Source organism: Paenibacillus sp. N3/727, assembly GCF_022637315.1.
Classification (GTDB): Bacteria; Bacillota; Bacilli; order Paenibacillales; family Paenibacillaceae; genus Paenibacillus_AQ; species Paenibacillus_AQ uliginis.
Window position 1 is genome coordinate 3,431,874 of sequence record NZ_CP093336.1, and the last position, 25,832, is coordinate 3,457,705.

25 protein-coding genes and 2 pseudogenes are annotated in these 25,832 nt (G+C 43.4%); 4 read left to right on the forward strand and 23 right to left on the reverse strand.

All coding sequences use genetic code 11. From position 1 onward, the window contains the following. Positions 1-179: 179 nt before the first annotated feature. On the reverse strand, positions 180-863 hold the full coding sequence (locus MNQ98_RS15625) for a 4'-phosphopantetheinyl transferase family protein (RefSeq protein WP_241929087.1): 684 nt from the start codon (positions 861-863) through the stop codon (positions 180-182). A 211-nt stretch (positions 864-1,074) separates the two neighbouring features. Then, positions 1,075-1,242 carry a hypothetical protein gene (locus tag MNQ98_RS15630; protein WP_241929088.1) on the reverse strand — a complete coding sequence of 56 codons (168 nt, stop codon included), beginning with the start codon at positions 1,240-1,242 and terminating at the stop codon, positions 1,075-1,077. Between the two features lie 268 nt (positions 1,243-1,510). Here MNQ98_RS15630 and MNQ98_RS15635 point away from each other — a divergent pair, with 268 nt between their 5' ends. Next, positions 1,511-1,702, forward strand: coding sequence for a hypothetical protein (locus MNQ98_RS15635; protein ID WP_241929089.1), 192 nt, complete (start codon positions 1,511-1,513; stop codon positions 1,700-1,702). A 55-nt stretch (positions 1,703-1,757) separates the two neighbouring features. On the opposite strand, the gene MNQ98_RS15640 is transcribed toward MNQ98_RS15635, so the two are convergent. The 18 genes and pseudogenes from MNQ98_RS15640 to MNQ98_RS15720 all read right to left on the reverse strand — a co-directional run bounded on the left by MNQ98_RS15640 (position 1,758) and on the right by MNQ98_RS15720 (position 21,614). Further along, on the reverse strand, positions 1,758-4,034 hold the full coding sequence (locus MNQ98_RS15640; protein WP_241929090.1) for a beta-glucosidase: 2,277 nt from the start codon (positions 4,032-4,034) through the stop codon (positions 1,758-1,760). 20 nt (positions 4,035-4,054) lie between these two features. After that, positions 4,055-5,296, reverse strand: coding sequence for a PTS sugar transporter subunit IIC (locus MNQ98_RS15645; protein WP_241929091.1), 1,242 nt, complete (start codon positions 5,294-5,296; stop codon positions 4,055-4,057). A gap of 199 nt (positions 5,297-5,495) precedes the next feature. Continuing rightward, entirely contained in the window at positions 5,496-7,994 is a 2,499-nt protein-coding gene (locus MNQ98_RS15650; protein WP_241929092.1) for a GH39 family glycosyl hydrolase, read from the reverse strand. A 569-nt stretch (positions 7,995-8,563) separates the two neighbouring features. Then, positions 8,564-8,689, reverse strand: a complete 126-nt coding sequence (locus MNQ98_RS29740) for a YfzA family protein (RefSeq protein ID WP_481856771.1) — start codon at positions 8,687-8,689, stop codon at positions 8,564-8,566. 50 nt (positions 8,690-8,739) lie between these two features. After that, positions 8,740-9,612: a CPBP family intramembrane glutamic endopeptidase gene (locus MNQ98_RS15655; RefSeq protein WP_241929093.1), complete on the reverse strand. Its 873-nt coding sequence runs from the start codon at positions 9,610-9,612 to the stop codon at positions 8,740-8,742. A gap of 38 nt (positions 9,613-9,650) precedes the next feature. Continuing rightward, entirely contained in the window at positions 9,651-9,944 is a 294-nt protein-coding gene (locus MNQ98_RS15660; RefSeq protein ID WP_241929094.1) for a YfzA family protein, read from the reverse strand. A gap of 13 nt (positions 9,945-9,957) precedes the next feature. Continuing rightward, the gene (locus MNQ98_RS15665) at positions 9,958-10,581 is read right to left on the reverse strand and encodes an ABC-2 transporter permease (protein WP_241929095.1); all 624 of its coding nucleotides are present in this window, start codon (positions 10,579-10,581) and stop codon (positions 9,958-9,960) included. Then, a complete protein-coding gene (locus MNQ98_RS15670; RefSeq protein WP_241929096.1) occupies positions 10,574-11,440 on the reverse strand; it encodes an ABC transporter ATP-binding protein in 867 nt (288 codons plus the stop codon). The genes MNQ98_RS15665 and MNQ98_RS15670 overlap by 8 nt, the downstream gene beginning before the upstream one ends. Next, entirely contained in the window at positions 11,437-11,820 is a 384-nt protein-coding gene (locus tag MNQ98_RS15675) for a GntR family transcriptional regulator (protein WP_241929097.1), read from the reverse strand. Before MNQ98_RS15675 ends, MNQ98_RS15670 begins: the two co-directional genes overlap by 4 nt. A 779-nt stretch (positions 11,821-12,599) precedes the next feature. After that, positions 12,600-13,190 carry a sugar O-acetyltransferase gene (locus MNQ98_RS15680; RefSeq protein ID WP_241929098.1) on the reverse strand — a complete coding sequence of 197 codons (591 nt, stop codon included), beginning with the start codon at positions 13,188-13,190 and terminating at the stop codon, positions 12,600-12,602. 301 nt (positions 13,191-13,491) lie between these two features. Next, positions 13,492-13,788 (reverse strand): hypothetical protein, encoded by a 297-nt coding sequence (locus tag MNQ98_RS15685; RefSeq protein ID WP_241929099.1) that lies wholly within the window; start codon positions 13,786-13,788, stop codon positions 13,492-13,494. Positions 13,789-13,979: 191 nt separating this feature from the next. Beyond that, positions 13,980-14,945 carry an ABC transporter ATP-binding protein gene (locus tag MNQ98_RS15690; protein ID WP_241929100.1) on the reverse strand — a complete coding sequence of 322 codons (966 nt, stop codon included), beginning with the start codon at positions 14,943-14,945 and terminating at the stop codon, positions 13,980-13,982. After that, on the reverse strand, positions 14,942-15,922 hold the full coding sequence (locus MNQ98_RS15695; protein ID WP_241929101.1) for an ABC transporter ATP-binding protein: 981 nt from the start codon (positions 15,920-15,922) through the stop codon (positions 14,942-14,944). Before MNQ98_RS15695 ends, MNQ98_RS15690 begins: the two co-directional genes overlap by 4 nt. Positions 15,923-15,929: 7 nt before the next feature. Beyond that, positions 15,930-16,862, reverse strand: a complete 933-nt coding sequence (gene opp4C / locus MNQ98_RS15700; RefSeq protein WP_481856642.1) for an oligopeptide ABC transporter permease — start codon at positions 16,860-16,862, stop codon at positions 15,930-15,932. Between the two features lie 17 nt (positions 16,863-16,879). Beyond that, positions 16,880-17,833, reverse strand: coding sequence for an ABC transporter permease (locus tag MNQ98_RS15705; protein WP_208919777.1), 954 nt, complete (start codon positions 17,831-17,833; stop codon positions 16,880-16,882). A 95-nt stretch (positions 17,834-17,928) separates the two neighbouring features. Beyond that, entirely contained in the window at positions 17,929-19,677 is a 1,749-nt protein-coding gene (locus tag MNQ98_RS15710; protein WP_241929102.1) for an ABC transporter substrate-binding protein, read from the reverse strand. Positions 19,678-20,259: 582 nt separating this feature from the next. Further along, positions 20,260-20,485, reverse strand: a pseudogene (locus MNQ98_RS15715) (ABC transporter); the annotation flags it as partial. Between the two features lie 106 nt (positions 20,486-20,591). Then, positions 20,592-21,614, reverse strand: a complete 1,023-nt coding sequence (locus MNQ98_RS15720) for an AraC family transcriptional regulator (protein WP_241929103.1) — start codon at positions 21,612-21,614, stop codon at positions 20,592-20,594. 137 nt (positions 21,615-21,751) lie between these two features. Here MNQ98_RS15720 and MNQ98_RS15725 point away from each other — a divergent pair, with 137 nt between their 5' ends. Next, a complete protein-coding gene (locus tag MNQ98_RS15725) occupies positions 21,752-22,333 on the forward strand; it encodes an NAD(P)H-dependent oxidoreductase (RefSeq protein ID WP_241929104.1) in 582 nt (193 codons plus the stop codon). 21 nt (positions 22,334-22,354) lie between these two features. Further along, positions 22,355-22,528 (forward strand): annotated as a pseudogene (locus MNQ98_RS15730) (short-chain dehydrogenase); the annotation flags it as partial. 280 nt (positions 22,529-22,808) lie between these two features. Here MNQ98_RS15730 and MNQ98_RS15735 read toward each other — a convergent pair. Further along, positions 22,809-23,012: a GNAT family protein gene (locus MNQ98_RS15735; protein WP_347272263.1), complete on the reverse strand. Its 204-nt coding sequence runs from the start codon at positions 23,010-23,012 to the stop codon at positions 22,809-22,811. Positions 23,013-23,458: 446 nt separating this feature from the next. On the opposite strand from MNQ98_RS15735, the gene MNQ98_RS15740 reads away from it, so the two are divergent. Continuing rightward, positions 23,459-23,842: a DUF418 domain-containing protein gene (locus MNQ98_RS15740; RefSeq protein WP_241929105.1), complete on the forward strand. Its 384-nt coding sequence runs from the start codon at positions 23,459-23,461 to the stop codon at positions 23,840-23,842. 2 nt (positions 23,843-23,844) lie between these two features. On the opposite strand, the gene MNQ98_RS15745 is transcribed toward MNQ98_RS15740, so the two are convergent. Further along, positions 23,845-24,030 (reverse strand): hypothetical protein, encoded by a 186-nt coding sequence (locus MNQ98_RS15745; protein ID WP_241929106.1) that lies wholly within the window; start codon positions 24,028-24,030, stop codon positions 23,845-23,847. Between the two features lie 310 nt (positions 24,031-24,340). Next, entirely contained in the window at positions 24,341-25,786 is a 1,446-nt protein-coding gene (locus MNQ98_RS15750) for a TolC family protein (protein WP_241929107.1), read from the reverse strand. Positions 25,787-25,832 lie beyond the last annotated feature (46 nt).

The window sequence follows — 25,832 nt, forward strand, 5'->3', positions numbered from 1 at the left end:
AAAGGTATATACGGTAATCATCATCTCGTGCATTTGCGAAGTCTTTTAATGATTTCATTAATATAGCTTCCCTGTAAACCGCTTGATCAATAACATAGAAGCCCTTAACAACAAGAAAAGTGGGGCTTATATCTTTATTAGACTCATACTCGTTAACATGAAAGTGTTGATGAATCGTGTCAGGCCAGATTATCAATCAAATCTTTATAATCGTGAATTTGTATAGATTCCGGCTGATGATTGCCAAGTGAGCAGACAGACAGCTTATACTCAGGGTCGATCTCAAACTGTGTAAACCGACATGACTCCCAATTCGGATCTAGCATGTATTTGTCATTATCCTTTATGCGAATACTGAAAGAATCTAGTGGAGTCGACAACCCTGTGCCCAACGCTTTGATATAGCTTTCCTTGAGTGTCCACAAATCATAGAAATATTCCTTTCGTTCCGACTCCGGCTTGGACATGAGATCCTTATTCTCGAGAGGGGAGAAGAACCGTCTGGCTATCTCAAGATCAATCTCCTGGATCTGTTCAATGTCGATGCCCACGGCGTTCTGATCCCAGATCATGACAACCCAACACCCTGAATGAGAAATATTAAAATGAAACTCTTCATGTCCGAACAGTAGCGGTTTTCCATAATTGTTTTTAACAAAATGAACGTCCCGGTTCGGCATGCCGAGATCCCGGCAAATCATTGCCCTGGCTAGGAGTTCACCGAATAAGGAGCGGTTTGCATCTTCTTTTCGGATGAATCGGTCGATTTGGATACGCCTTTCTGTTGAAATAAATGAAGCACTCCGTTCGTATTCCTGCATTCCGATCGTCTCAGGAAGTTTTACTGCTGCAGCTTTAGGCATTTTATCATCCACACCCTTCGATTTTACTCTGTTTTACAGACCTGACGGTATACTCAAAAACAAATTCCATCGGCGCAACGCCTCGCCGCGTATAAGTTTACATAACATTAATTACGTAACACTCACTTACCAGGGTACAACTCATGGATTTTGAAGACCAGGTCTTCTGAGTTGGTATGGAAAGCTTGGTTCGAATCCGTCTAGGCCGATTTCAGAAAATACGATGCATGAAACCACCATCCCTAATGATCCGGATTAAATCCCCGTTGAATTTCGCGCCCCAGCCTTCCTCGGTACACCCCAGAACCCGGCTTGCGCCAGCTACCAATTTGGGTGATCCTGTCCGGATTCTGACCAGCGATATATGTAAATTTGTCATTGTATGGAATGTCCTTCAAATAAAACTTTGGACACCCAAAAAGTAAACCACCGTGCGGCACTTTATTGTACTTGTGCTATAGGAGGATACGAACGTCTCTGTCATGATTTCACCCCCTCCTTCGTTCTTCACGCTCATTATCGATGAATGTTCTATTGGCCGCCTTATGAAGCCTCTCCATTCTCGAAACCGCAATATAATAAATCCCCATGATAACAACGAGATCAGTATCTGCATTGTATCATGAGGGTCATAAAACTGGTGATCGATGAAAAATGCTACGCCTAGCTCTTTGGCGCTCGGGCCATTCTCATCTGCAAGAAATATACGTTCCACGGCTGCTTATGTGATCCAATATATTGTTCTTGGTCGAAGAACTTTAATGCTTCATTATAGTTGTTTTCATTGGGCTGAAGTGCCGGTGCTGCAGGTGGAGTTTCCCGCTTCGGCAGCAGATTAACCGAGTACCCCGCCCATCACGACACCCCTCACAGCATAGCCGGATTAACTTTTTCTCATTTTGCAAAGCGTCTCTGATGGACTCGACTTATAAGTTCTTCAATGATGTCATCTGGTGACCGGTCAACCATCCAGCTTTGACCAAACATCTGAAAAATTTTAATGACTGGGAAGTCTTCCCAAAATCCGATGAACTCTTCATTGAGATAAACCTTGTCTATGACGTGCCGGTTCATCTCATCCAAGCATTCTTCCAATACTGATTTAGCGGTTTGGTCGCTGATCCAATCGCTGAGTAAGCTGAACTTGTGAAATGATATTTCTTCCTTCCCAAAATCACAGTACAGGCGCTCCGTGATTCTGATATCACGAGAAGAACTACCAAGCACAATTTGGAAGTAACCACCCTCCGCTACCCAGCGGTTATATTTTGTATTGTAATAGGCAAAGTCTCTCTCTTCAAGTTCAAAAACAACCTCCTTCTTTTCCCCAGGAGCTAACTCGATTTTGGCAAATGCCTTCAATTCTTTCTCTGGGCGCGTCCATTTGCATTCTTCGTCGTGCACGTAAAGTTGAATTACCTCCTTCCCGCTCCTATTTCCGATATTCTCCAACCAGAAAGAGATCGTAACGCCTGTCTCCATCTGAGCCACTTTCATATCCTTATATGCAAATGAAGTGTAGGATAAGCCATGGCCAAATGGAAACTGTGGAGCAAGTTCTTTTCGATCGTAGTATCTATAGCCGACGAACAGCCCTTCACGATAATACAGCTTGCCATTCTCCCCACGAATACGCATATGTGAAGGATTGTCTGAAAGTTTTACTGGAAAGGTCTCGGACAGTTTGCCGGATGGGTTCGTCTGTCCAAACAAGATTTCAGCAATCGCTTTGCCCATGCCTTGTCCGGAAAGCCAAGAGTGAATAACGCCAGGAACATGCTGAACCCAGGGACGCATCGCCAAGGCTGAACCGCTGCTTGTCACCACAATACATTTAGGTTGAACGGCTGCAATCGCTTGAATTAGCAGGATCTGTTGCTTAGGCAAATCAATTCCCTTTAAGTCACGCATTTCAGATTCGGCGTATTCTGGCTGGCCAACGAATATGACTGCAACATCTGATCTTGCGGCCAATGACGCACTCTCCTTGATCATCTCCTCATTGATGGAGTCATCTTCCAGATAGCCTTCAGCATAGCTCAGCTCAACGGAAGCTCCCGCCAACTCCTTCATTTCTTCCAAAGGGATATCGATGCATGTAGACGTGACTTTAGCGCTGCCGGCTCCTTGGATTCTTGGCTTGCTGGCAAATCGACCAATAACCGCAATGGACTTGGTGGATGTAAGCTGTATCGGAAGAATACCGTTCTCATTCTTCAGAAGCACGATGCTCTCCGCTGCAGCTTTTCGTGCCAGAGTATGATAATCCATACGAGAAGTCGGAGCAGATCCTTCACTTCCGGTTACACGTTCAACAAGCTTTAGAATACGGCCAACGCTTTTATCAAGCTGCTCTTCAGTAAGAACCCCACTCTCAACTGCTTCGATAATAGCATTCGTATTATAGTAGGCAGGTCCCGGCATTTCGAGATCAAGTCCAGCTTTAAGCCCACGAATCCGGTCATTGACGGCCGTCCAGTCTGATAGCACTACCCCTTCGTATCCCCACTCTTTTCTCAAAATATCGTTTAATAAATGTTCGTTTTCACTTGTATACGTTCCATTAAGCAAGTTGTAGGAGCACATGATTGTCCAGGGATCCGCTTTTTTAATAATCCGTTCGAAGGCGCTTAAATATATTTCTCGCAAAGTCCGCTCATCCACCTCCGAACTAGTCACCATTTTTTCAAATTCCTGATTGTTGCAAGCAAAGTGTTTAAGCGAAGCTCCAACTCCTTTGCTTTGAAGGCCCTTGATAAAGGCAGCGCCGAGTTCACCTGTCAGGCAGGGATCTTCCGAGTAATATTCAAAATTCCTTCCTCCAAGCGGAGTCCGCTTCATGTTGATTCCTGGGCCGAGCAGTAACTCTACCCCCATTTCAATTGATTCATTTCCGAGTGCGACCCCGACTTCGTGCAGCAGTTCAGTGTTCCAGGAAGAACCGATAGCTGATCCTGTGGGATAACAAGTGGCGGGAATATTTTCCGTCGTGATCCCCATTTCTTCGTCACTGTTCGTTTTGCGAATACCATTCGTTCCGTCATACATATGAACAGGCGGAATGTTGAGTCTCTCGATCCCCTTGGTCATCCACATATTTAATCCCGCGCATAGGGATGCTTTTTCAGCAAGTGTCATTTCCTTTATCAAATCGTTAATAGATGCATTCATTTGGTATCCACCCTTTCATGTCAAGCTTCTTCATGTAACTCCTGCTCTTTCTTCAGCTCCTGCGCATCATACAGTTTAAAAAACGGAAACCATACGACAAACACAATCAACAAGACGACGGCGAGCAGAACCAGTCCGTTAAATCCGGACATAATGTAAGTCGATACACCGATCGGTGTATACCACAGCTGAAAGATTTTACTTGGAATTTGAGCTAACCCCATATCAAGAGCCAAATAAACGACAATGGGTGTTATTAGACCGTTAATCCACATGGGCACCATCAAAAGCGGATTGAACGCGATTGGCGCCCCGTATACAACAGGCTCGTTAATATTGAACAAGGAAGGAATTAAGGTTGCTTTACCAATGGCTTTCAGCTTTTTTGACCTAGCAAGCAGGAACAGGATGACAAGTGGTAAGGTAGCACCCATCCCTCCGATTCCAAGCCACCCGGAGAAGAAAGTCTCAAATGTATTAATGTTAACCGGATCTAGGCCTTGCGCCACCAGCGCGGCGTTTTCCTCGATCGCTGGAATCCATATGGCATACCATATTGGCATCAGAACCCATGGGCTGACCCCAAAGGAATACAACACAACCCCAATAAAATTGAAAAGAATAAAACCCAACAGGCTTTGCCCCATGGCATTAATAGGTTCGAACACGCTCACGATGAGTCCAAAGATGTCAAAATGAAGCTGATATACAAGAACCCAACCTGTGCCCAGTATTAAGGCAATCGGTACCAGGAAGTCAAACCAATCCATAATAAACTCTGGCATGGAAGAACCTTTTTTAAAGAAAGAAATCTTTGTGCAGACATTCATTATAACCGCGACGAAGACGCCTACAATCAGTGCCGTAACCATACCCGAAGGACCGAAACGCTCAAGAATGAACTGGATGGTACCGTCCTCGTTTATTGTTGGATTAAGCAGCATGATGAATAAAGATATTCCGGTCATTCCCGCGAGCAGCTTGATTTTGTGACGCTCCTTTTTTTCCATGACGGTATAAGGCGTTAGAAATACAATAAACAAACCGAGAAGACCGAAGCTGAAGGTTGTGATTGGTGATAAATCCGGCATTCCAGGAATAAAATCTTGCAAAATAGAAATCAACGTAATAATGGAGCCAATAAAAATCATTGGTATCGCAACCATAATGGCTTCTTGAATCGATGCTATCCAAATGTTATTTGTAATCGCCTCCAATCTTGGTGCAAAAGATTCCGTCATCCATTTCATGAAACGCTTCATCTGTTTATTCCCTCCTGTAATTCTCTTGTGGACACAACTATAGTATAAATTTCATTGTTAACGCTTACTTGTTGTAAATTGCCGCTCATATGGTCGTTTTTTGTTCACTTCACGTCTTTTATTCCTGCTCATCTGTGCCACTTAAGATAGATAACAAAAAACACCCCTCATTATAGAGTGGTGTTCTTGAAGATTGTCTTTAAAATTGTTTCTCCAATGTGAGTAATAATATACCATGTGGAGAAAGATTAATTTCTTTCTGCCAGCCTTTATCCTGTAATATCTCTGTCCGGATAACCGGGCCGCTTCTTCCGTGAAGATACGCAAGCTCCTCCTCCGTCAAAAATACCGGAGCCCCCATGCGAACCCACTCGTCAAAAACGGAGCCATGATCTCGATCCAATTGATAACTTGTGCATTTATAGGTTCCTGAAAGATGAGAAATGTTTATTTGAAAAACTTTGTTGCCTTTCTCTTCGAACACTTCGTAACGGTTAAGATTGGACAACTCCGACCAGTCTCCGCTTGAAAACAGATGATCCACATGGACGTAATGATATAGCAGAAGTTGCATGCTCCCGTCACTTTTTTGAGTGCCTACATAACCGTCCCCTTTAACGATTAACTCTTCACCCAGTCTCTGAAGAAACTCAAAAGCGTAATAGCTCGGCTTCTTAAGTCCATCTCTATTCATCAAACCAAAACCTCCATAAAACGGAGAGGAAGGAACAATACTTTCCTCAAACACATCAGTAAAGCACCAAAAAGCCATTGCCTTCACATCTCCCAGCGTATTCATCGCATGATAAATGACGAATGGAGCCATGAACATGGTATCGTGCAGCAGATGCCGGTCATAGAGCGAAAAGTTCCATTCGGTAATATGCAGCTCCAAATCACGGAAAGAGGTGAGCTCCATTTTTTGCTGCAACCGATGTATGCTTTCTTTATAAAAAGAAGGTGGCATCATCTTCGTTAAAATATGGTTCTCAGCTTTAAGCTGAGGATATTCCGAATATATATGAAAAGAAAAGAAATCTAGCGGTACTTGATGCTTCTGGCAGTATTCCATAAACTCTTCAGCCCATGTGTCGTTCCAAAGTGAACCATAACCTAAAGCAGGGCCTCCTACTTTTAGTTCTGGAAGAATTGACTTGATCACTCGGACTGTAGATTCATAAAAAGAAAAGTACTCCTCTTTTTTCCCTGCCCAGCAAACTCCAGATAAGTCCGGCTCGTTCCACACTTCGAAGTACCATTGCTTTACTTCCTCAACCCCGTACCGATTTATGCAATGCCGAACGAACTCACGAACAAGCGCCTTCCATTTTTCCTTATCGGCTGGAGGGGAAATACTCCCTTTCCACCAGAATACGGTTTCGTTGGAACGGCTGAGCAGGGTCGGCATAAAACCGAGCTCCACAAACGGCCTGATCCCCAGCCCAAGAAGAAAGTCATAAAGCTTGTCAACATAAGCCCAGTTATAGACTGGGGTGCCGTCATCTTCTTCGTTATATACCATCATCTCATCATTAAAAATGCCGTGGAAACGAATATATTTAAATGGGATTCGTCCTACAAGTTCAGAAAGCTGACGACGCCAGTCATCACGCAGCCCTTCAACTGCCCTGCCTGCGGTTGTGGTAATATTCCAGTGCTTATCGTACCCTCTTGACGACATGCCTGTCTGAATCCGTATCTGCTCGTGGTCCGTAACAATAGGTGTTAAAGGGTTCACTGCCTCCTGATCTTGATTCGTTTTCAGATCCAGGTAACGATATAACGACCCCATCGCATTGATCGTATCTAACTCATAATAGTCTCCACTTGAGGACTCGTCGTAAGTGAGCGGTTTCCGATTAGGCTTATCCTGATTAGGTGCCATAGTGGCTTCTCGATACGAGCTTGGTGTACAGCCGTACTTTTCCTTGAAATACTTATTGAATAACTTTACGTTAGCAAAACCGCAATCCATCGCAATTTCAGTAATGCTCTTTTCACTTCCCGAGAGCTCCGACTGAGCCTTCTCCAAACGGATCAGCGTTAAATATTTTTGGAAAGGAATACCGATTTTATCTGTGAAAAAGTGAGAAAAATAATGTAAGCTTAAGTGCTCTTGTTCCGCCATTGTCTGCAGCGTAATCTTCTCTTTGTAGTTTTGATCGATATAGGTAAGAACCCGATTCAGCCTTTTATAGTCATAGCTCTTGCTGCTTTCTTCAGCTTCCGAGTTTATTCCCTCCGAAAAATATCGCAGTAAATGTCCGCATAACATTTGAAGCCTCCCTAGCGTGTAGCTTCGATAACCTGGTGTTTTCTTGTTCATCTCCCATACCATCTTTGCCAGATCGTGCTTGATGGTGTCAAATCGGAAGCCGTTCGGTTCAGCCTCAGTCGTTGAATTACAAGAAATGAAAACGTTATTGTACAGCCACTCCGGACCAAACTGAAGTGTTAATAATATATTGTCATGGCTATTCCGCTCAAATTTATGGACCGACATACTGTTCACCACAATGACATCGTCCTGATTCAGAGTATACTGCTTCTGGTCAAGGTACATGATAACAGATCCTTGGAGAACGTAGAGAATTTCCACCTCTTTATGCCAGTGAAATTGAATATGCTTAACGCTGTTGACAAACAGCTTGAATGGCATATCATCTTGATGCTCGATAAATTCGTAAAGGTAACGCATACGATGTCCTCATTTCTTTTAACTGAAAAACGATATATCTTTTATTTAAGTATTGAACTGATTTTGCTCAGATATTACAAGTATAATCTTTAGTTATAGTAGCTTATCATAATAGCATATATATTTTATGACTTTTACATACATGAGGAAATAAGGTTGGTTTTGGAGAAAACCGTTAGTATAATAGGCTGCCGGTGTTGAATAACATTAGACAATCATCTAATCGGCTAAGGATGCAAGTTCTTGTCCTCTGACATTTGATGAATGATCGACTAGAACTTATATCGTTAAATCAAAAAAAGCCGCGATTTACGCAGCATTTTATGCATTGAAGCTCGTGACTCCTCTTGTCCGGCCTTGTGGAGGAACTGGGGGCGATTTGATTCCTGTCTCACAATGAGACGAATCAACTAGAGCCTTTTTCTTATTTAATTCTTTTCCACTTTGAGTCTATCCGTAATTATTCATCGGACAATTTTATGTCGCAATTCCACAAATAAGTTTTCATCCATAATTCACCTGGCATTTAGTTTATCATTATAATAGCTCGTTCCTCTTCAAAAATGGATTCATTTTCTAGAAAAGATGTCTTTTATTGCACCTATTAGGGCAGATGGGAGTAATGCAACCCCAAAAAATCCAGTAAATACATTAATTTGTGTGTATCTATCATTTGACTGGCTCTCCTTTTTTATTTATCACTTTGGCCATACAACTGTGTGGCTTCCCGCGAATCCCGACAAAGTTAGCTGAATCGAGCAGTTTTATGTCGCCCTTCACTTTTCCGTTTATAACGCTTCGCACCTAGTATAACGAGTGATACAATGATACCCCCAATAATAATCATACCGATTGTGAATAACCCGACGAATCCGGGCACTGGTTCGTAGTAGGTTATGATCTGTCCTCCATATCCATGTTCAAATATGACAAACCTCGAGATTTCTAAGTATGCGATGTGAAAACCAATCGACGCCCAGAGACTCCCGGTCCATAGACGGAGCAGCTGCAAACATATTCCAAAGGTTAGAATTAATATGATATAAGGCAAGTTAATGATGTTTCCGGGAGCAAGACCAAAGAGCACTTGAAGCTGGGTAACTGTAATAGGGACAAGTATAAATAAAATAATTTGAAATAATACAGCTAGCCAAGCCGCGAATCGATGACGTAAGACATCATACAGCATGCCTCGCAATCCTAATTCCTCTGGTAAAGCTTCATATAGAAAAGCAATGATAACATTGATAAGCAGCGCAGCAAGCCACTGGCCGGGAGTATGCCATTGTTCAATGACGATCCACCCTTGAGAACTGGCTATTATGAAACCTAATGAAGCCAGTGCAATTGCCAAGAGAACCCCAGTAATAAAGTGATGAAGTCTTTTCCAGGAATATACTGGTGTTTTAGGTTTAACACCAGTTAGCTTATAGACGTGCGGATACAAATACAAAATAACCGGAACAACCAGCCCACTCATTACTAAACCCTTAACGAATGATTGAGAATTTCTTGATAAGCCGAACAACTGTTCAGCAATATCACCGGAAAGAGCACCTAGGAACAGACCCACGACTAATGTTGACCATCCGGCGAGTACCAAAAGTATCCACTTCATATATTAATCTCTCCATGACGATTTTTTTGATTTCTCGCTTAATTTTTGGAAAAAATGCTAGAAAAGATGTATGATACTGCTGCTATAAGTACAGCAACGGTGCTAACCACGGTGACCAAGTTAAAAAATGGGTAGCTATAAGGAGTAATCCATTCCGTGAAAAGATCCCCTTGCAAAATCCATTGAAAAAACCTGTTTCCTAAATTGCCCGAATCATTCATCTTCGGTACCCATGATGTGCCATCAACGGCGATAAAGTATATATGCATAAGGAGTAAAGCGCCAAGGGTAATCATCCAACTTTTTATTTGTTTTTTTTGTGTGTCTGTCATTTGAATAGCCCTCCTACAAGTCCTTTCTAGTAAACAGATATACAGTTAAGTAATAGGAAGCTACGAGTAACAGTAAAATCCCGATTGAAATAAGAAATACAATTTGACCACTGATAGAGCTTTCCTCGCTCATCATCATCAACATAGCTCCAGGATTCATCAGAACAATCAGGCTTATCAAAAACACAACATTGATAATTTCAGCTCCTTTTTTACTAAGTGTATAAAAAAGCGGCAAATAAATAGAAAGTAGAACAAGTATCATTCCTGTTGGAACAAGCAGGCCCATGATCGAAAAGTCTGGTTTGTTAAGCTGTGGGAATGCTAGTTCAACGAGCAAGTGAATCCCATAGGAAGCAAGGACTCCAAAAAGCGAACCAATAATGGTTGTTATGTATTTGGCAAGAACAATATGCTTTCGGCTAATCGGCAGTGTAATTAGAAAATTATGGTTATGATTTCTGACATCTATCATCGTACTCATATTAACTGCGGCGAGAGCTACAGTGAAACCCACAGTAAAAATAGACATATCATGTTTTGGTATAAAAAAAATACTGAATAAAGCCAGACATAAGATAAGCATTCCAAGTGAGCTCTTCAAAGCGATGAAGTCTTTACGAAGTAAGTTAAGCATGAATGCGTCCTCCCTTGGTGGTGAAAAATATGATTTCTTCTAAGGAGGGTTTTTCGAACACGGCATAATTTCCAAACAACTGTTCGACCTCCTGCTTATTGTCTATTAAGCCCTCAAAACCAACAGAAGTCTCACGAATCCCGACAAATTTGTTTCGAATATCTGAATCGAGCAGTTGTGAGTCACCTTTTACAATGGCGTATCTCTCCAGCACTTCATCTTTCGCCTCATTGAAAATGAGCTTTCCACGATTTATGAAAGCTATGTAGTCAGCAATACGATCTAAATCTGTTGTAATATGGGACGAGAAAATAATCGAATTTCTCTCGTCCTGCATCATATCCGCAAGCAGGTCGAGTAATTCCCTTCTAAACACTGGATCAAGTCCAGAGGTAGGCTCATCCATGATGAGGAGCTCAGCCTCATGCGATAACGCAACAGCAAGGGATAACTTGACTTTCATCCCCTTGGATAAATCTTTAACCTTCTTCTTGGGAGACAACTCGAATTGTTCAAGATAGCTTTTAAACTTCTTTTCGTTCCATTTCTTATAAAAAGGTGCGATCATCTTTCCCGTGTCGCGAATCGTAAGATGCTCATAATAGAAGCAATCATCTGATACAATACCGATGCGCTGTTTAATGTCAATCTCTTGTTTCGGCATATCACAGCCTAGTATTTTGATGCTCCCGGAGTCGGGATGGATCATGCCGAGCATCATCTTAATCAAGGTGCTTTTACCAACGCCATTCGGACCTATAAGTCCGGTTATGTAGCCTTGTTTCACATCCAAAGATACATGATCGACTGTAAATTCTGGGAAAACTTTGGTTAAATTTCGTAATTCAATCGCATTCATGGTGTCTCTTCCTCCTCGAATAATAAAGCCAGATGATTGATTAAATCTTGCTGACTCATGCTTAATTCGTTGCTTTCTCGAATGATTTCTATCATTTTCTCTTCTAGTCGTTTCATGCGCTGCTCCCGAATGAAATCTTTATTTGCTCCTGATACAAAACAACCCTTACCTACGACCGAGTCGATTAGCCCTTCATTCTCCAGCTCTACATAGGCACGCTTGGTCGTAATAACGCTGACTTGCAATTCCTTGGCAAGCTGCCTAATGGAGAGGAGGCTGTCTCCTGCACGTAATTCACCACTCAGGATGCTCTGTCTAATCTGGTTCATAATCTGAATGTAAATCGGATCGCTCGATGCGTTGGATATTATTATTTTCATGTTCCGCCACCTCGCTGCCGTCAATGGAGTATCTACCGTGTATATATAATATACACACTACCCATTTGTGCGTCAATGTTTAGTGTCTTTTTTATGGGTATATCCACAGATCGAATGTCGATTCAAAATCCAACAAAAACGGCTGCTTTTGATAAGCAGCCGTTTTTGTTGGCGTCAATTTCTCATATATTTATCTGCGGATTTTCTTGACTTCTTCGATGGTTCAGCAGATATCTCCACAATCCGTCCCCAGTAACAATTATTGCTTGCAAGGCAGTTTTACCATGATCTTTTGAATTTATTCTTAACATATTGTTCCTCTTAGACGGAGGAGTCTGTTTGCGTAGAAAAGGCTGCCGATCATCCTCAGCCGGCTGCGGTCGTATCTTTATTCAGCTATCTTATCTACGGGTAAATAAACAAGAGGGTTAATATGATGCTATTACAAAATCAACCTTGCACCATTTAATGCATTAACATTGAGAGATATTATCTCAATGACTTTCTTGTATTTTCTCTATAATTTCACTAACACAATGTTCTATATCCTTATTTGAGCAATCAAGAATTTTATCACTATACTCAATGTATAGAGGAACTCTTTCCTCGTAAACGTCCTTAAGACTATTTATAATATTTACAGTTCGTATTGGTATAACTGTAATGCCGCAGCTATCCTTTGCGCGTAATTTCTGAATAGCTAATTTAGTGCGTTGTGAATTTTTATATGAAAAGAACTGTAGGAAAATTATTTTCTCCTACAGTTCTTTTCAGTCTTACTACAACGATGTACTTTCAAACTGTCTTTTATCTTCTTCAGTTATTGCTCTAATTACCCGGCATGGATTCCCGGCTGCAATGACATTGGCAGGTATATCTTTAGTGACCACACTGCCAGAGCCAATGATACTATTGTCACCGATCGTGACCCCCGGATTAATAATGGCTCCTCCACCAATCCAAACCCTGTTCCCGATATGAATAGGATACGCAAACTCCACTTCAGCGGCTCTCATTTCAGGGTCAATAGCATGTCCTGCTGTAAAAATACTTACATTAGGGCCAATAAAGACGTGATCGCCGATCGTGACTCTGTTGCAATCCAGTACTGTGAAATTATAATTGGAATAAAATTGTTCACCAATTGAAATGTTGTATCCATAGTCACATCGGAATGGCGGCTCAATGAAAAAATTTGTTCCCGTTTGACCCAGTAATTGCTTTAACAGACTGTCCCGTTTCTCAATTTCACTTGGCCTCAACGCATTATAATCAAACAATATTTCCTTCGCGCGCTGTCTTTCCCCCAGCAGTTCCTCTCCAAAAGCCTTGTATGCCAGGCCAGCTAACATTTTTTCTTTTTCTGTCATGTTAAACGACTCCTCTGCTTGTTTTTTTTACCCAATGCCAATAATAAAATACGACAACGAAGACTACATATAAATAACCATCTAATTGTAAACCTTTCAGATCTATCTTCCAAGGCGGATGGAACAATGCAAGAACACATTCGTAAGTCATATGATTATGCTGGAAATAGCTAAAAAAATTGCGTGTAAATCAAGGGACAGCTTGTGTCAGTAGCACAGGATTCAACCTGCCAACCTGTACAAGCGTTACCACGAAAACAGTTCAACTGAGTGTACGAAGGGTATGCAAATCCGTCATGCTTTATGATTGCTCATAGAAACTCTCGCTATAACCGATAAAAGGGAGCTCCGCAGCGTACAGCGTGTGAGCTCCCTTTTCTAATTGATTTGGAATATCTTGTGTAACTTCTGTTGTTCCTGCGATGTTGTCCTGTGCAATTAGAGATGCTCCATTCGGTATTTCTTGTGGAATTGAGTTGGTCATCCGAATTCTATACACGGCAGTACTTATACTACCTAAAACAGCGAATCCCAAGGCGAAACCAAATTCGCTGCTAGTCTGAGACAGCCCGCCTGCTGACGCCCGCCAACGTTTCAAGCTCTCTTTTGGCTTGTGTGAGTTAAACAGAACTGTCAAAACCCGCCCTCAAGAAAGATTTCCATTGGTGTTTTCCCGGCTTTATAAGCCATTCACATTTCTGATCAGGGGTGGTTTTTAAAAATTCAATTTCCTAACTTATTCAGCAAGACCAATTGTGTTATTCGACATTCTATATAGTTTTAGGCCTGTTACACCAGGTGGCAGGCAACATAATGATCGTTGCCCATATGACGGAATTCGGGCACCTGCTCCTTACACTGTGCTACGGCATATGGACAGCGAGTATGAAATTTACATCCTGAAGGCGGATTCGCCGGACTCGGAATATCGCCTTTGAGCACGATTCTCTCCCGCCTCAGCCTTGGTATCGGAATAGGTATTGCCGAGAGCAGCGCTTTTGTGTAGGGATGAAGTGGCTGGCTAAACAATTCGTCCCGCGAAGCCATTTCCATCATAGAACCGAGATACATCACTCCGATACGATTACACAAATGCTCGACAACGCTTAAATCATGGGAAATAAACAAATAGGTCAATCCTCGGGTATGCTGAAGCCTCTTGAACAAATTAATAATCTGGGACTGAATCGAGACATCGAGCGCGGAAACCGGCTCGTCGGCGATAATAAAATCAGGGTTGAGCACCAAAGCCCGGGCGATACCGATCCGCTGCCGTTGTCCTCCGGAGAACTCGTGAGGGAACCGGTTATAATGATAGGAAGAAAGACCGCACGCCTCCATCACATCAAGTACCCGGTCGCGAATCTCCTCCTGCGGCGCAAAACGGTGCTCCAGTAAAGATTCTCCTATCGCATCTCCAATACGAATGCGAGGATTAAGCGAACTGTAAGGGTCCTGAAAAATAAGCTGCATCTTGGGCCTTAGCTTACGGACTTCCGGTTTGGGCAGCTCATGAAAGGGAATTCCCTTAAAGAGCACTTCCCCGCTGGTTTTCTCATGCAGCCGTAAAATCGTGCGCCCAACAGTGCTTTTTCCACTGCCGGATTCGCCAACAAGACCGAATGTTTCTCCCGATTGTATCGTCAAGCTGATATCATCGACCGCTTTGACGTATCCGACGGTACGGTTTAGCAGTCCCGCGGTGATCGGAAAATATTTTTTCAAATGACGTACCTCAAGCAATGCTTCACTCATGCTTCCGCCTCCTCTTCATACAACCAACAGGCTGCTCGATGACCGGATTCTACTTCCTTTAGCTGTGGCTGCCGGGTTCGGCAGATAGGGATGCATTTTTCGCAGCGATCGTGGAAATAGCAGGATTCGGACAGTTCAAGCGGACTCGGGACTTGCCCCGGAATCGAGTATAACTCTTCTGTCCGCTGACCGATAACCGGCTTGGATTTAAGAAGTCCCCGTGTATAAGGATGTTTCGGCCGCTCAAAAAGCTCCTCGACGTCCCCTTCCTCGACGATTTTTCCGGCGTACATGACGATGACATAGTCCGCCATTTCCGCCACCACACCAAGGTCGTGGGTGATCAGCATGATCGACATGTTGGATTGCTCCTTGCTTTGCCGGAGCGTTTCCAGTACCTGAGCCTGGATTGTTACGTCCAGAGCGGTCGTCGGTTCGTCAGCAATAAGTAGCTTGGGCCCACACGAGATCGCAATGGCAATCATGATTCGTTGTAGCATTCCTCCTGACAATTGATGTGGATAAGAAGCTGCGATTTGTTCAGCTCGAGGAATGCCTACCAACTCGATTAGTTCCAGTGCCCGGATATAGGCTTGTTTTTTGTTCAGCTTTTGATGGAGCATAAGCGGCTCCATGATTTGCCTGCCGATGGTGATGACCGGATTAAGGGAGGACATCGGTTCCTGAAAGATAATCGAGATGTCGTTGCCGCGGATGCGCCGCATCTCTTCTTTGCTGATCTTCAGAAGATCCTTATCCCCGAACCGGATTTGACCGCTTACGACTTTCCCGTGAGGTCCTTCGACCAACCCCATGATCGACATCGCCGTTATGCTCTTACCGCATCCGGATTCGCCCACGATGCACACCGTCTCCCCTTCATGGATACGAAAGGTGATATCGTCTACCGCTTTTACCGTGCCTGTCCCCGATTCAAAATAAGTACTTAAGTTGTTGACCTCGATTAATGGATTCATCTTCCGTTCACCTGCTTGTATTCTGTTTTGGATCGAGAACGTCGCGCAACCCGTCGCCGAAAATATTGATGGCAATGACTGTCAAAAAGATGGCCAGTCCTGGAGGGATCCACAGCCAAGGACGCTTCTCGAAATCGATCACATTGTTGGCTGCATCGATCATATTTCCCCAGGTCGGAGTTGGAGGCATGACCCCCAGCCCAAAGAAGCTGAGCGCGGATTCCGACAAGATCGCCCCTCCAATGCTTAACGTGGCAATAACAATTAGAAGCGGGAATACATTGGGCAGCAAATGACGAAACAACTTCCGTCTATCGCTAAGGCCAAGCACGTCTGCAGCGTGTATATACTCCCTCTCCCTTAACGTTAGTATCTGGCTTCGGACAAGACGTGCAACGCCTGGCCAGCCGATTACACTAAGCATTAACATGACGAGATAGAGTCGGTAATCGGTCGGAACTTTCCAATCTGACATGAGCGCTCCCATAATGAAGAGGATGGGGAGTCCAGGGATCGTAAACAGCAAATCGGCGATTCGCATGATCATCTGATCCATGACCCCGCGGTAATAGCCCGAGATGACGCCGAGAACCGTTCCGATGGTCATCGACAGGGCCATGGATGCAAGACCTACCGTCAGCGAGATTCTGCCGGCTTGCAAAAGTCGGGTGAGCACGTCCCTGCCGAGTAAATCGGTTCCCAACCAATGCTTGGCGCTCGGGGGCTGGTGCATCATGGCAGGATTGATCTTGCCATCCGCATAAGGAGAGAACAATGGTCCGATAAAACAAATCAAAAACATAAACACCATAAAAGCGAAGCCGGCTACAGCCAGCTTGTTTTTGCCCAACTGGCGAGCCGATTGCCGCCATATCGAATCCGAAGCATCCGAAAGGCGGCTGGCTTTCCCCGCCTGGCCTGCCGTCGTAGGAATGGACACGTGAGTTCCTCCTTTCTTTAAAGCCTGACCCGAGGGTCGGAAGTATGATAGAGTATATCGGATATCAGCGTACCGACGACCGTCAATATGGCTAAAAACATCGTAAAGCCCATTAAGAGCGGGTAGTCTCGAACGGTAAACGATTGCATGTACAACTGCCCGATTCCCGGCCAGTTGAAAATTTTCTCAATAATAATGGAGCCCCCAAAAAGACCTGGCAATTCGAAGCCGATCAATGTAATCGCAGGAAGCATCGCGTTTTTCAAAGCGTGGCGGTAAAGGACCGTTCTTTCCTTCAATCCTTTAGCACGTGCGGTCCGCACGTAATCCTGCCGGATGACTTCCAGCATGTTGCTGCGGAAATAACGAGTCAACGAACCTACGCCAAGCAGTATCATGACAGCGACCGGAAGTAGCATATGATGCAGCACCTCGACGATATAATCCCAGCCTTCGGCTCGGCTGCCTGTCGTAATCATTCCTCCGGGCGGGAGAATTTTCAAATCAACGGCAAACACCTTGATCAGGAACAAACCGATAAAGAACGAAGGAATGGACATCGCGGCGAATATTCCGACCATGATAAACGTATCCAACAGCGAATACTGCTTGTAGGCTGTAAGGACACCGACGATAACGGCAAAAAACCAGGTGAAGAATGTCGAGACTACCGCAAGCAAAAAGGAGTTCCATATATAATCCTGAAACAGATCGAGGACCGGACGCTGCTGAGCCAAGGAATAACCAAAATCTCCTTTGAAAATATTGGCCATCCAATTCACGTATCGTTCGAATATCGGCTTGTTCAGCCCGTGAATTTCTCTCAGCTCTGCCTTGCGCTCCTCACTTAAGCTCAAATTATTGTCGACGTAATCGCCGGGCGTTAACGAATACAGAAAAAAAATCAACAGAGACGCGCCAATCAAAATCAAGAGCATATACAAACATCTTCGGAGCAAATAGGTTCTCATGTTCTCTCCTTAATCAGGCATCTCCGACCTGAAGAGCTCAGGCTGGAGATACCTTAGTTAATAGAGCGGGCCAAAGGCTCTCCGTCCTAAACAGCCTATTGAAGTTCCCAATCCGGCAAGCTATAAGCGATTCCGGCCAACGGGTTTAATTCGAAACCGTTAATACGGCCATTGATGGCGATAACCGCTTTAGTATAGTTGGTAAACATGATCGGCAGTTCATCGTTTAAAATCTTGAACATTTCATGGTAAATCTCTTTGCGCTCCTCAACGTTGCTTGTAGCCAATCCTTGTGCATAAAGCTCGTCGATTCGAGGATTGTCGTAGCCTTTCGTCTCCCCTTTAATAAATCGGCTTACCCCTTGCGAAGGGTCGCTGATAATGGTTGTAGAGAATGAGGCCATGTCGTAATCGCCACTGTCGACCTTGGTTACGAGTGTGTTGAAATCCGGGAATTGCTCAGGGATAAAATCGACGCCGATTTCTTTATAGTTCTCCTTAGCGACCGCTATAAAAATATCGGTGTTCGGGCTCTTCGATCCAAGGTAGTTGATTTGCAGCTTTTTTCCTCCCTTCTGGCGAATGCCGTCCGCTCCGATTGTCCAGCCGGCTTCGTCCAACAGTTGTTTTGCCTTTTCCGGATCGTACGGATACGGATTGATGTCTTCTTCCGTATAGGACCACAGAATTGGGGAGGAAGGAATGTTGGCGATCGTAGCTGCGCCTTGCCTGGAATCAACATAAATCAGTTGGCGGTCGAGACCGTAAGTTAAGGCTTGGCGGACGCGTTTGTCTTTTAGATGATCCTTCTCCAAATTGAATTGATTGTATCCGTAATTGCTCGCGGTACTTGGCACCAGGTTCAAGAACCCGAGATTTTTTAGTTTTTCGATATTATCCGTGGTTGCCGAGAAGCTGCCGTAGTCCACTTCCCCCGTTTCGATAAACTGCCATGTGTCCCCCTCGGTCGTCTTGTAAATGAAATATTCCGTCTTCGGTTTTCCGAAAACGTAGTGTTCGTTGGCAACAAAACGTATTTCTTGGCCTGGAATGAACTTTTCAAGCTTGTAGGGCCCGTTCGTGATCGGGTTGGCGTGCAGGTTTTTAATATAATCCAGATTGCCGAACTTATAATCCTTACCGTAATAGGCTTTGGATAATATCTGGCCGCCCAGCACAGTCAGTGCGGTCGCATTCGTCTCTTCCAGCGTCACGGAAATCGTTCGCTCATCGATAACTCGAATACCTTCGATGGAATCCGCTTTTCCTTCCTTGTATGCTTGCCCGCCTTTGATATTGGTTTCCACGACGCTGTTAATACCGTCGTATGCCGGATCATGAAGTAAGGTCCATGTAAATTTGACATCCTCTGTCGTCATAGGCGATCCGTCGCTATATTTCAGACCTTCGCGAAGATAAAACGTATAGGCCAGCTTATCTTCGGAAATTTCCCATTTCTCGGCCAGGCCGGGGACGGGTAAGCCGTTTGTATCGACTCGGACAAGCGGGGTGTATAGTACGGAATTCACGTTGCCGTCATACCCAACCTGTGTGAAATAGGGTGTGAATGCGCCGCTCGGGTTCGTCAGGGTGACGATGATCGCATCGTTACGCTGCTTTGCTCTATCCGGGATTTTGGACAAATCCGTCGCAGCTAAAGGCTCTTGAAGTAAATGAACTTCCGTCCCCTGCTCCGTTGACGATTCATTGGTGGCGTTGGACTGGGGAGAAGGAGACGAAGCCTCCGGCTGATTGTTGGTAGAACTTGACGAACAACCCGCCAGAATAATCGAAAACGTCAAGAACCACAACCATAATAAGCCTGAATACCATTGCTTTTTCATAATAACCACCTTAAATTTTTTTTTATAAAACCTAACTTCAAAGTGACGCATAATTCAAATAGGTTAAGTAGGAATTGTTGCTTAACTGGTACACCATTTTACCCTTCGTTATATATTCTGAATATACCCCCCTATTGTGTGCGAAAACAAAAAAAACGCAGGAAATAGCTAAAGCAGCTATCCTACGTCTCCAATGGTATGGTCGACTCTTTTTTTCATTTTTCGAACTGGTAATATGATTAATCCTATCAGAATAGTAGTATTTATTGAAGCATACCATCAGACTACACAGAGTGTCAATATTATGTCAAATGAAATAATGACAAATGGTATCATGATTCCGGATTGGCTCGTCCCGGTTCAATTGAGTAAATTAAAACAATATTAGACAGTCATCTAATCGCCTATGGATATAAGTTCTTGTCCATTTCGGCTCCGTTTCAGAATAGCAAAAAAACTCAACTGCAATTCATAATTGCAAATGAGTTCTCTTCACTGACTGACATCTAGCTCTGTATTAAAATATTGCTTGTTTTAATAATTCTAATTTAATTATTTTGCTCAAGGAATTGGTAAATCGCCACAGAATGGGTATGGATCACTTTTTTTTAATCTTATTAATTAGGGTGACAATTTTTTTGTAACCAAACGCTTCATAGACATACGTCAGTTTTTTGTGTTTTCCATTGATGAAATATTTATCAATGATGGTTTCTCTCGTTTCTGTGATATTGGCAAAATCACAGATGGTGATCCGATTATTAATGCTGATCGATTCGATATTGCCACTAATACTGTCCCAGAATGGGGCGCAAAGTCTCGATACCCGCATCCTCTCGTTCTGGTTTTACTCTGAAGAGCTTAACTTATAGTGGTTCTAACATTAAGATGAGATAATGGTCGATATCTTCCTCTTATTTGGGAGATATCCTGTTATACGCTTTGGTTCGATACTGTCCCGGAGATAAACCCGTCCACTTCTTAAAAGCGCTTTGAAATGCGCTAGGCTCCGAAAAATACAGCAAATAGGCAATATCGCCGATGGAATACTCTCTTTTTTGCAAATAAATCATGGCCAATTCCTTGCGTACCTTTACAGATAGCTCATTATAGGAAGTTTGCTCGGCCTTCAACTTATGTTGAAGTGTTCTTGTGCTAATTTTGAAATATTCCGCAGTTTGCTGTAAGGTCGGAAAAAAGGAAGGAACACATTCTTTCATCCACTGAACTACCCGGTCTGAAAACGTACTTGCCTGGGTCAGCTCATCCTTGGTTTCCTGTGCCATATTCTCGAATACTCCCAGCAGTCTTGCATCAGAGTACAGAATCGGATATTTCAGCACTTCCTTACTCATTCGCAGAACATTATCTTTCCCGCCAAAGCGGGGAACTTTCCCGAAAACCGCCATATATGGCCGTGTATCCGCCGGTGCGCCATGTGTAAATCTAATTTCATGCAACGAGATGTGTTGGTTGCTAAGCTTGTTGATCTTATGATACAGCGAACTTGCCATCTCCTCTACGACATGACGCGATGTTTGACCGGGATGCTGCAAAAAAAACCGGATAAGGACATCGTCCCCCTCCACTTCCCAATCCAGGTTGAATATGTTGCACAGAATCACATTGTATCTCTGATAAGCGGTAAGCGCATCGACAATGGCTTTAGAATGAAGCATCACATAACCGAGAATGCCCATATCGGCAAGCTCTATGATCTGTCCTTGGTGCAAGCCAAAATGATTGTCCTGCGTGTAATTCGCGGCGGTAATCATCAATCGCTCCAATTCCTCTTCGGTAATACGAGCCTCCGTATTCTGTAATAAACTACGGTCAAACGAAGCATACTCGAAATATTTCTCTATTTCATATCCTTTATGAACAATAGTCTTCATAATCGGATATACCATTGTGATGGGAACTCCCGGGTTCTTCAATATCCATTTCCCCTTTGCGTGAATAAGCAGGATACTTGCGCTTTTGATTATTCATTTTTCTTTCTATTCGTTCTATGCTAATTACAGTTTTATACTAACTATTATATCGCAAACAATTGCAACAGGAGGAACTAGAGATGAAATCAAATATTCTCGTTATTAACGGACATCCCGACCCAGAGAGCTTCTGTTCGGCCTTGTCCAAAGCGTATATGAAGGGGGCTTCGGCCAACAAAGCCCAGGTTCGCTCTATTGATTTGAGCAAGATCCAATTTGACCCGAACCTAAAGTTTGGCTACCGTAAAAGAACAGAATTAGAGGAAGATCTGAGAGATGCGCAAGAACTAATCCGCTGGGCGGATCACCTTGTATTTGTTTATCCTACATGGTGGGGTGTAATGCCGGCCATCCTGAAAGGATTTATCGATCGGGTTTTTCTCCCCGGCTTTGCTTACAAATACCGGGAAAATTCTTCTGCAGTGGACAAGCTTTTATCCGGTAAGTCCTCGCGTTTGATCGTCACTGCCGATACTCCGTTCTGGTACAATAAGTTGGCATATAAGAATGCAGAATACAATGTGATGAAACGCAACATATTGAAATTTTGTGGAGTATCTCCTGTACGTGTTACTGAGATTGGTCCGATCCGAGGATCTTCGGATAAAGCGCGAGCTGAGTGGCTAGCCAAAGTGAATCAGCTTGGGGCGCAATTAGATTGAGCACCTTCTGATTGGTCCCTACTCATTGCTGAAGTCCCTTATGAAGAAGGGGCAGAAAAGGCAATTACGTTGTATGAAGGTACACGTATTCCTGTACAAGACATTGTAGCCATTGTCCAATGCGTTATTAATTTATCGCCTGTTTCATGTGTAAAGGAAATAAATATTCCTACCATAACAGACTTAAATGCATGATTGTATAGCAAATGAAATGAATAGAGTTTTTCGGTATATTATAAAAATGAATCATTCGGTACTAAATACAGCTCGCATTTTGATCAATCTTTTTTCAAAATGCGAGCTATTTGATATGCCTAGAATCAATGTTTGCAGATATCTTTCAATCAATCTCTGGCTTCTCACCGATCTCACCATTTGGACTCTAAGTAAAGCTGATCCTTGTTTTAGACTTCCATATTATTTGACGTGCCGCTGTGCTCCGGAAACCTTGTACACTCTTGTGTACAAGGTTTCTTTAAAAAGAGCAAACTCCTCTCCCGTGAGAGTTTGAGGATAACTCATAATTTTCATAAAAACCTATTCTCCGTTGTGCCAAGTCCATAACAGGAGGTTCCACTTCCAATAAAATTGGCTTTACGGACTCTTCGATATACTGAGTCATTAATTTTCCTCCAAGACCGCTTCCTCTTATAGCTGAATCGACTGCAATATGTTCCACAAACCGGAACAAAGGAAATTCCCATTGGATGAGGATAAAGTAGAAAACGGAGTTTTATCCCAGTCTGAATATTGGTTTTAATATCCTCCTGTTTATTGTTGGCGTGCTTTTACTGTTAATGGACTGGAGCGCCGACATTTTTCATTACTATGCGGTATTCAAGCTTATAGCAGCGCTCTTGATCACTGCGTCAGAATACTCAGTTTATTCTCCATTGTCCTGTTAGTATCACCGTCGTCTTTGGTCTTGTTCGATTACAGTAAAGAATGGGTCTTAAATTTTATAGAGTATACGGGATTTTGGACAATAGAAGGGTTCATTCGCAATTTGTTATTTAACAGATTCCATCCCATCTTTCCTTGGCTGATTTTTTCCTCAGCGGCATGTGGATTGACAGAAAACATTGGCTGAATAAGGAAAACCGATCGAAGGTACTTTTATATCCATTGTCAGGAACGGTTGTTTTTGAATCCCTTTCCTTCTTCCTGGTCAAATGGACCTCCCCTGTACTGGGAAATAAAGTAGCATATTATTTGTTTGGAACGAAACCGATGCCGCCCACAATGCTGTATGTTCTTACCGGAATTTGTTCGGCTATGGCAGTGATTGCGGTTTGTCTTTATGTAGTCGATAAATTTGAGCAATCTGTTCTGACGCAAGCGGTGATCAATACCGGGCAGTTATCGTTATCTCATTATATTGGACATATGGTGATCGGATTGGGGCCGCTTCATATAACGGGCCATTTAGAAAATGGCTCCCTTGTTTTTGCAATGGCTTACGGCTGCTTAGATTTTATAATGGCCATTATCTTTTCGCATATATTATGAATTCAAAGTTCCCTTGAAAATGCTCCATCATGCCGCCAAATATAATACTCTTGATTCCCAATAAAACCGCAAACAAAATCTAAGAGTTCTGCCATAAAATCTTGTTGCCATTCGTTTTCTAAATTCTGATGTGTTGCTAAAAGGCGGTTATAAACCATTTTTTCATTTATGCCGCTATCATGCAACATAACAAGATAATCGTCCATGCTTTAATAAATGATAATAATTTTCATCATTCAATAGCAGCGGCAACTTTTCAATTTCATTAAAAATCTGTTCATAATCACTCATATGCTCATCTTCCTAACACTAGTAAATTTATGAGATTACAGGCGAGCAGAAGTGCCGGAGAGTTTAAGCAAGGAAGCGCATTTTGTACACTCCCATTATACAAAATTTCCCCTTCACCAGAGCAACGTTATTTAGAATAAAGTTGCTCTTCACTGACTACTACTTTGGATACCATAAGTTCATAATTAATTTGTTTATAGGTTTCATTTATTGTTCAGCAACCGCCGCTTCCGTACCGCCTGCGAGAATGAAGCCACTTTCCATAGCCTTTACCTTGCTTATGATGGTGAAATATTGCAGCCGCAACAATATGACTTTCGTGTCGGCCTGCTTCCGCTGGTAGCTGGATTGATTCAGATCATGGAGTGGCACGATCCCCAATTGAAAACGGCGCTGCAATGCATCATAATCGGCGGCTGCATCGTTCGCCTCCAATTGCGCAGTCTTATATTGTTGATAGGCATTATCTGCCTCGACGTAAGTGCCGTTAACATGTTTGGTCAACTGCGCATTGGCCTGTTCCGCCTGCTTGGTCGCAAGCTGCACATTTGCACTCAAATAGCTTTTTCCATGAGAATTGGATGTATTCGTGTTACTATGCTCCCAAGAAGCCTGTTTTAACTCATTCCACTTCCGCTTCATTTCGTATGATCGCGCCAATATTTCCTCGGTATTTTTGCGGTTGGGTAACGTAACTTCATCCAGCGCAACATCCTCCAAAATAATATCTGGATCGTAGCGGATACCTAAATCAAAGCAGAGCTGGAACAAGGCCAGGCGATAGTTGGTACGCTGAACCTCCAATTCTCTCGTCTGCTTTGACATTTCCAGCTGCAGCCCCCGGCTATCGTCCGCCGCAGCTACCCCCTGCTCTTGCAGCGCTTGCAGACGGTTTTGCTCTTTATTCAACAGTTGCAGCGCTTCGTCATGCAGCTTCATCTGTTCCTTCAAGGACAACAAGTACACGTATTGGCCGGTCATCTGCAACTTGATTCCTTCCTTGGCCTCTTCGAGATCAAGCTCCGTATTCCATTCTTCCCGCTCCAGCTGCTTGACGGCGATTCCCAATTCATCCCGTTGGGATTTCAGTAGATTGTTCATCCCGTTTATTATTTCTTTTACGCCACTCATCAAACCATTTATAACACTATTCGTCTCTATGGTCGGACCGACCCAAAACAGTTCCTCCGGAGCAGCGTCTGGCGGAATTTGATAATTCACATTGTCCAATATCTTCTCTGGCGTATCCGGCAGCGTATAAGAATCTATCGTCTGACTCGTACTGGTCCTGTTAGCCTGAGTTTTAAGATCAGATCGCTTGGACTCTAGCGCATGAAGCTTTATTCGCAGCAATGCCAAATTAAATGAATCATTTACGGCCCGCGACTGCACATCAGACAAATTCAGGCGCGTGATCGCAGCTAACTGCCGTGACGCCACGAACGAAGCAGGTAAACTTTTGCCCGTAGTTGCCTGATCCCCTGATGACATCACAGGCTGAGCCGAACTGCCTTCCGTCATTACTTCGCCTTGTACCGTGTTGTTGCTGGATGATATCGTGCCCTGAATCGTGCCGCTGTCAGCCCATGCCGTTGCAGTCGAAGTTGCAAGCAGAGCGAGCACTAATGACGCCATAACTGCATTTTTGTACATTTAACCGTCCTCCCTCGACGTAACAAACTTAATATATGAAAATAAG

Coding starts and splice junctions, on each gene's coding strand:
- MNQ98_RS15625 (WP_241929087.1), bottom strand. CDS start 863: ATGCCTAAAGCTGCAGCAGTAAAACTTCCTGAGACGATCGGAATGCAG.
- MNQ98_RS15630 (WP_241929088.1), bottom strand. CDS start 1,242: ATGACAAATTTACATATATCGCTGGTCAGAATCCGGACAGGATCACCC.
- MNQ98_RS15635 (WP_241929089.1), top strand. CDS start 1,511: ATGAAAAATGCTACGCCTAGCTCTTTGGCGCTCGGGCCATTCTCATCT.
- MNQ98_RS15640 (WP_241929090.1), bottom strand. CDS start 4,034: ATGAATGCATCTATTAACGATTTGATAAAGGAAATGACACTTGCTGAA.
- MNQ98_RS15645 (WP_241929091.1), bottom strand. CDS start 5,296: ATGAAGCGTTTCATGAAATGGATGACGGAATCTTTTGCACCAAGATTG.
- MNQ98_RS15650 (WP_241929092.1), bottom strand. CDS start 7,994: ATGCGTTACCTTTACGAATTTATCGAGCATCAAGATGATATGCCATTC.
- MNQ98_RS15655 (WP_241929093.1), bottom strand. CDS start 9,612: ATGAAGTGGATACTTTTGGTACTCGCCGGATGGTCAACATTAGTCGTG.
- MNQ98_RS15660 (WP_241929094.1), bottom strand. CDS start 9,944: ATGACAGACACACAAAAAAAACAAATAAAAAGTTGGATGATTACCCTT.
- MNQ98_RS15665 (WP_241929095.1), bottom strand. CDS start 10,581: ATGCTTAACTTACTTCGTAAAGACTTCATCGCTTTGAAGAGCTCACTT.
- MNQ98_RS15670 (WP_241929096.1), bottom strand. CDS start 11,440: ATGAATGCGATTGAATTACGAAATTTAACCAAAGTTTTCCCAGAATTT.
- MNQ98_RS15675 (WP_241929097.1), bottom strand. CDS start 11,820: ATGAAAATAATAATATCCAACGCATCGAGCGATCCGATTTACATTCAG.
- MNQ98_RS15680 (WP_241929098.1), bottom strand. CDS start 13,190: ATGACAGAAAAAGAAAAAATGTTAGCTGGCCTGGCATACAAGGCTTTT.
- MNQ98_RS15690 (WP_241929100.1), bottom strand. CDS start 14,945: ATGAGTGAAGCATTGCTTGAGGTACGTCATTTGAAAAAATATTTTCCG.
- MNQ98_RS15695 (WP_241929101.1), bottom strand. CDS start 15,922: ATGAATCCATTAATCGAGGTCAACAACTTAAGTACTTATTTTGAATCG.
- MNQ98_RS15705 (WP_208919777.1), bottom strand. CDS start 17,833: ATGAGAACCTATTTGCTCCGAAGATGTTTGTATATGCTCTTGATTTTG.
- MNQ98_RS15710 (WP_241929102.1), bottom strand. CDS start 19,677: ATGAAAAAGCAATGGTATTCAGGCTTATTATGGTTGTGGTTCTTGACG.
- MNQ98_RS15725 (WP_241929104.1), top strand. CDS start 21,752: ATGAAATCAAATATTCTCGTTATTAACGGACATCCCGACCCAGAGAGC.
- MNQ98_RS15745 (WP_241929106.1), bottom strand. CDS start 24,030: ATGTTGCATGATAGCGGCATAAATGAAAAAATGGTTTATAACCGCCTT.
- MNQ98_RS15750 (WP_241929107.1), bottom strand. CDS start 25,786: ATGTACAAAAATGCAGTTATGGCGTCATTAGTGCTCGCTCTGCTTGCA.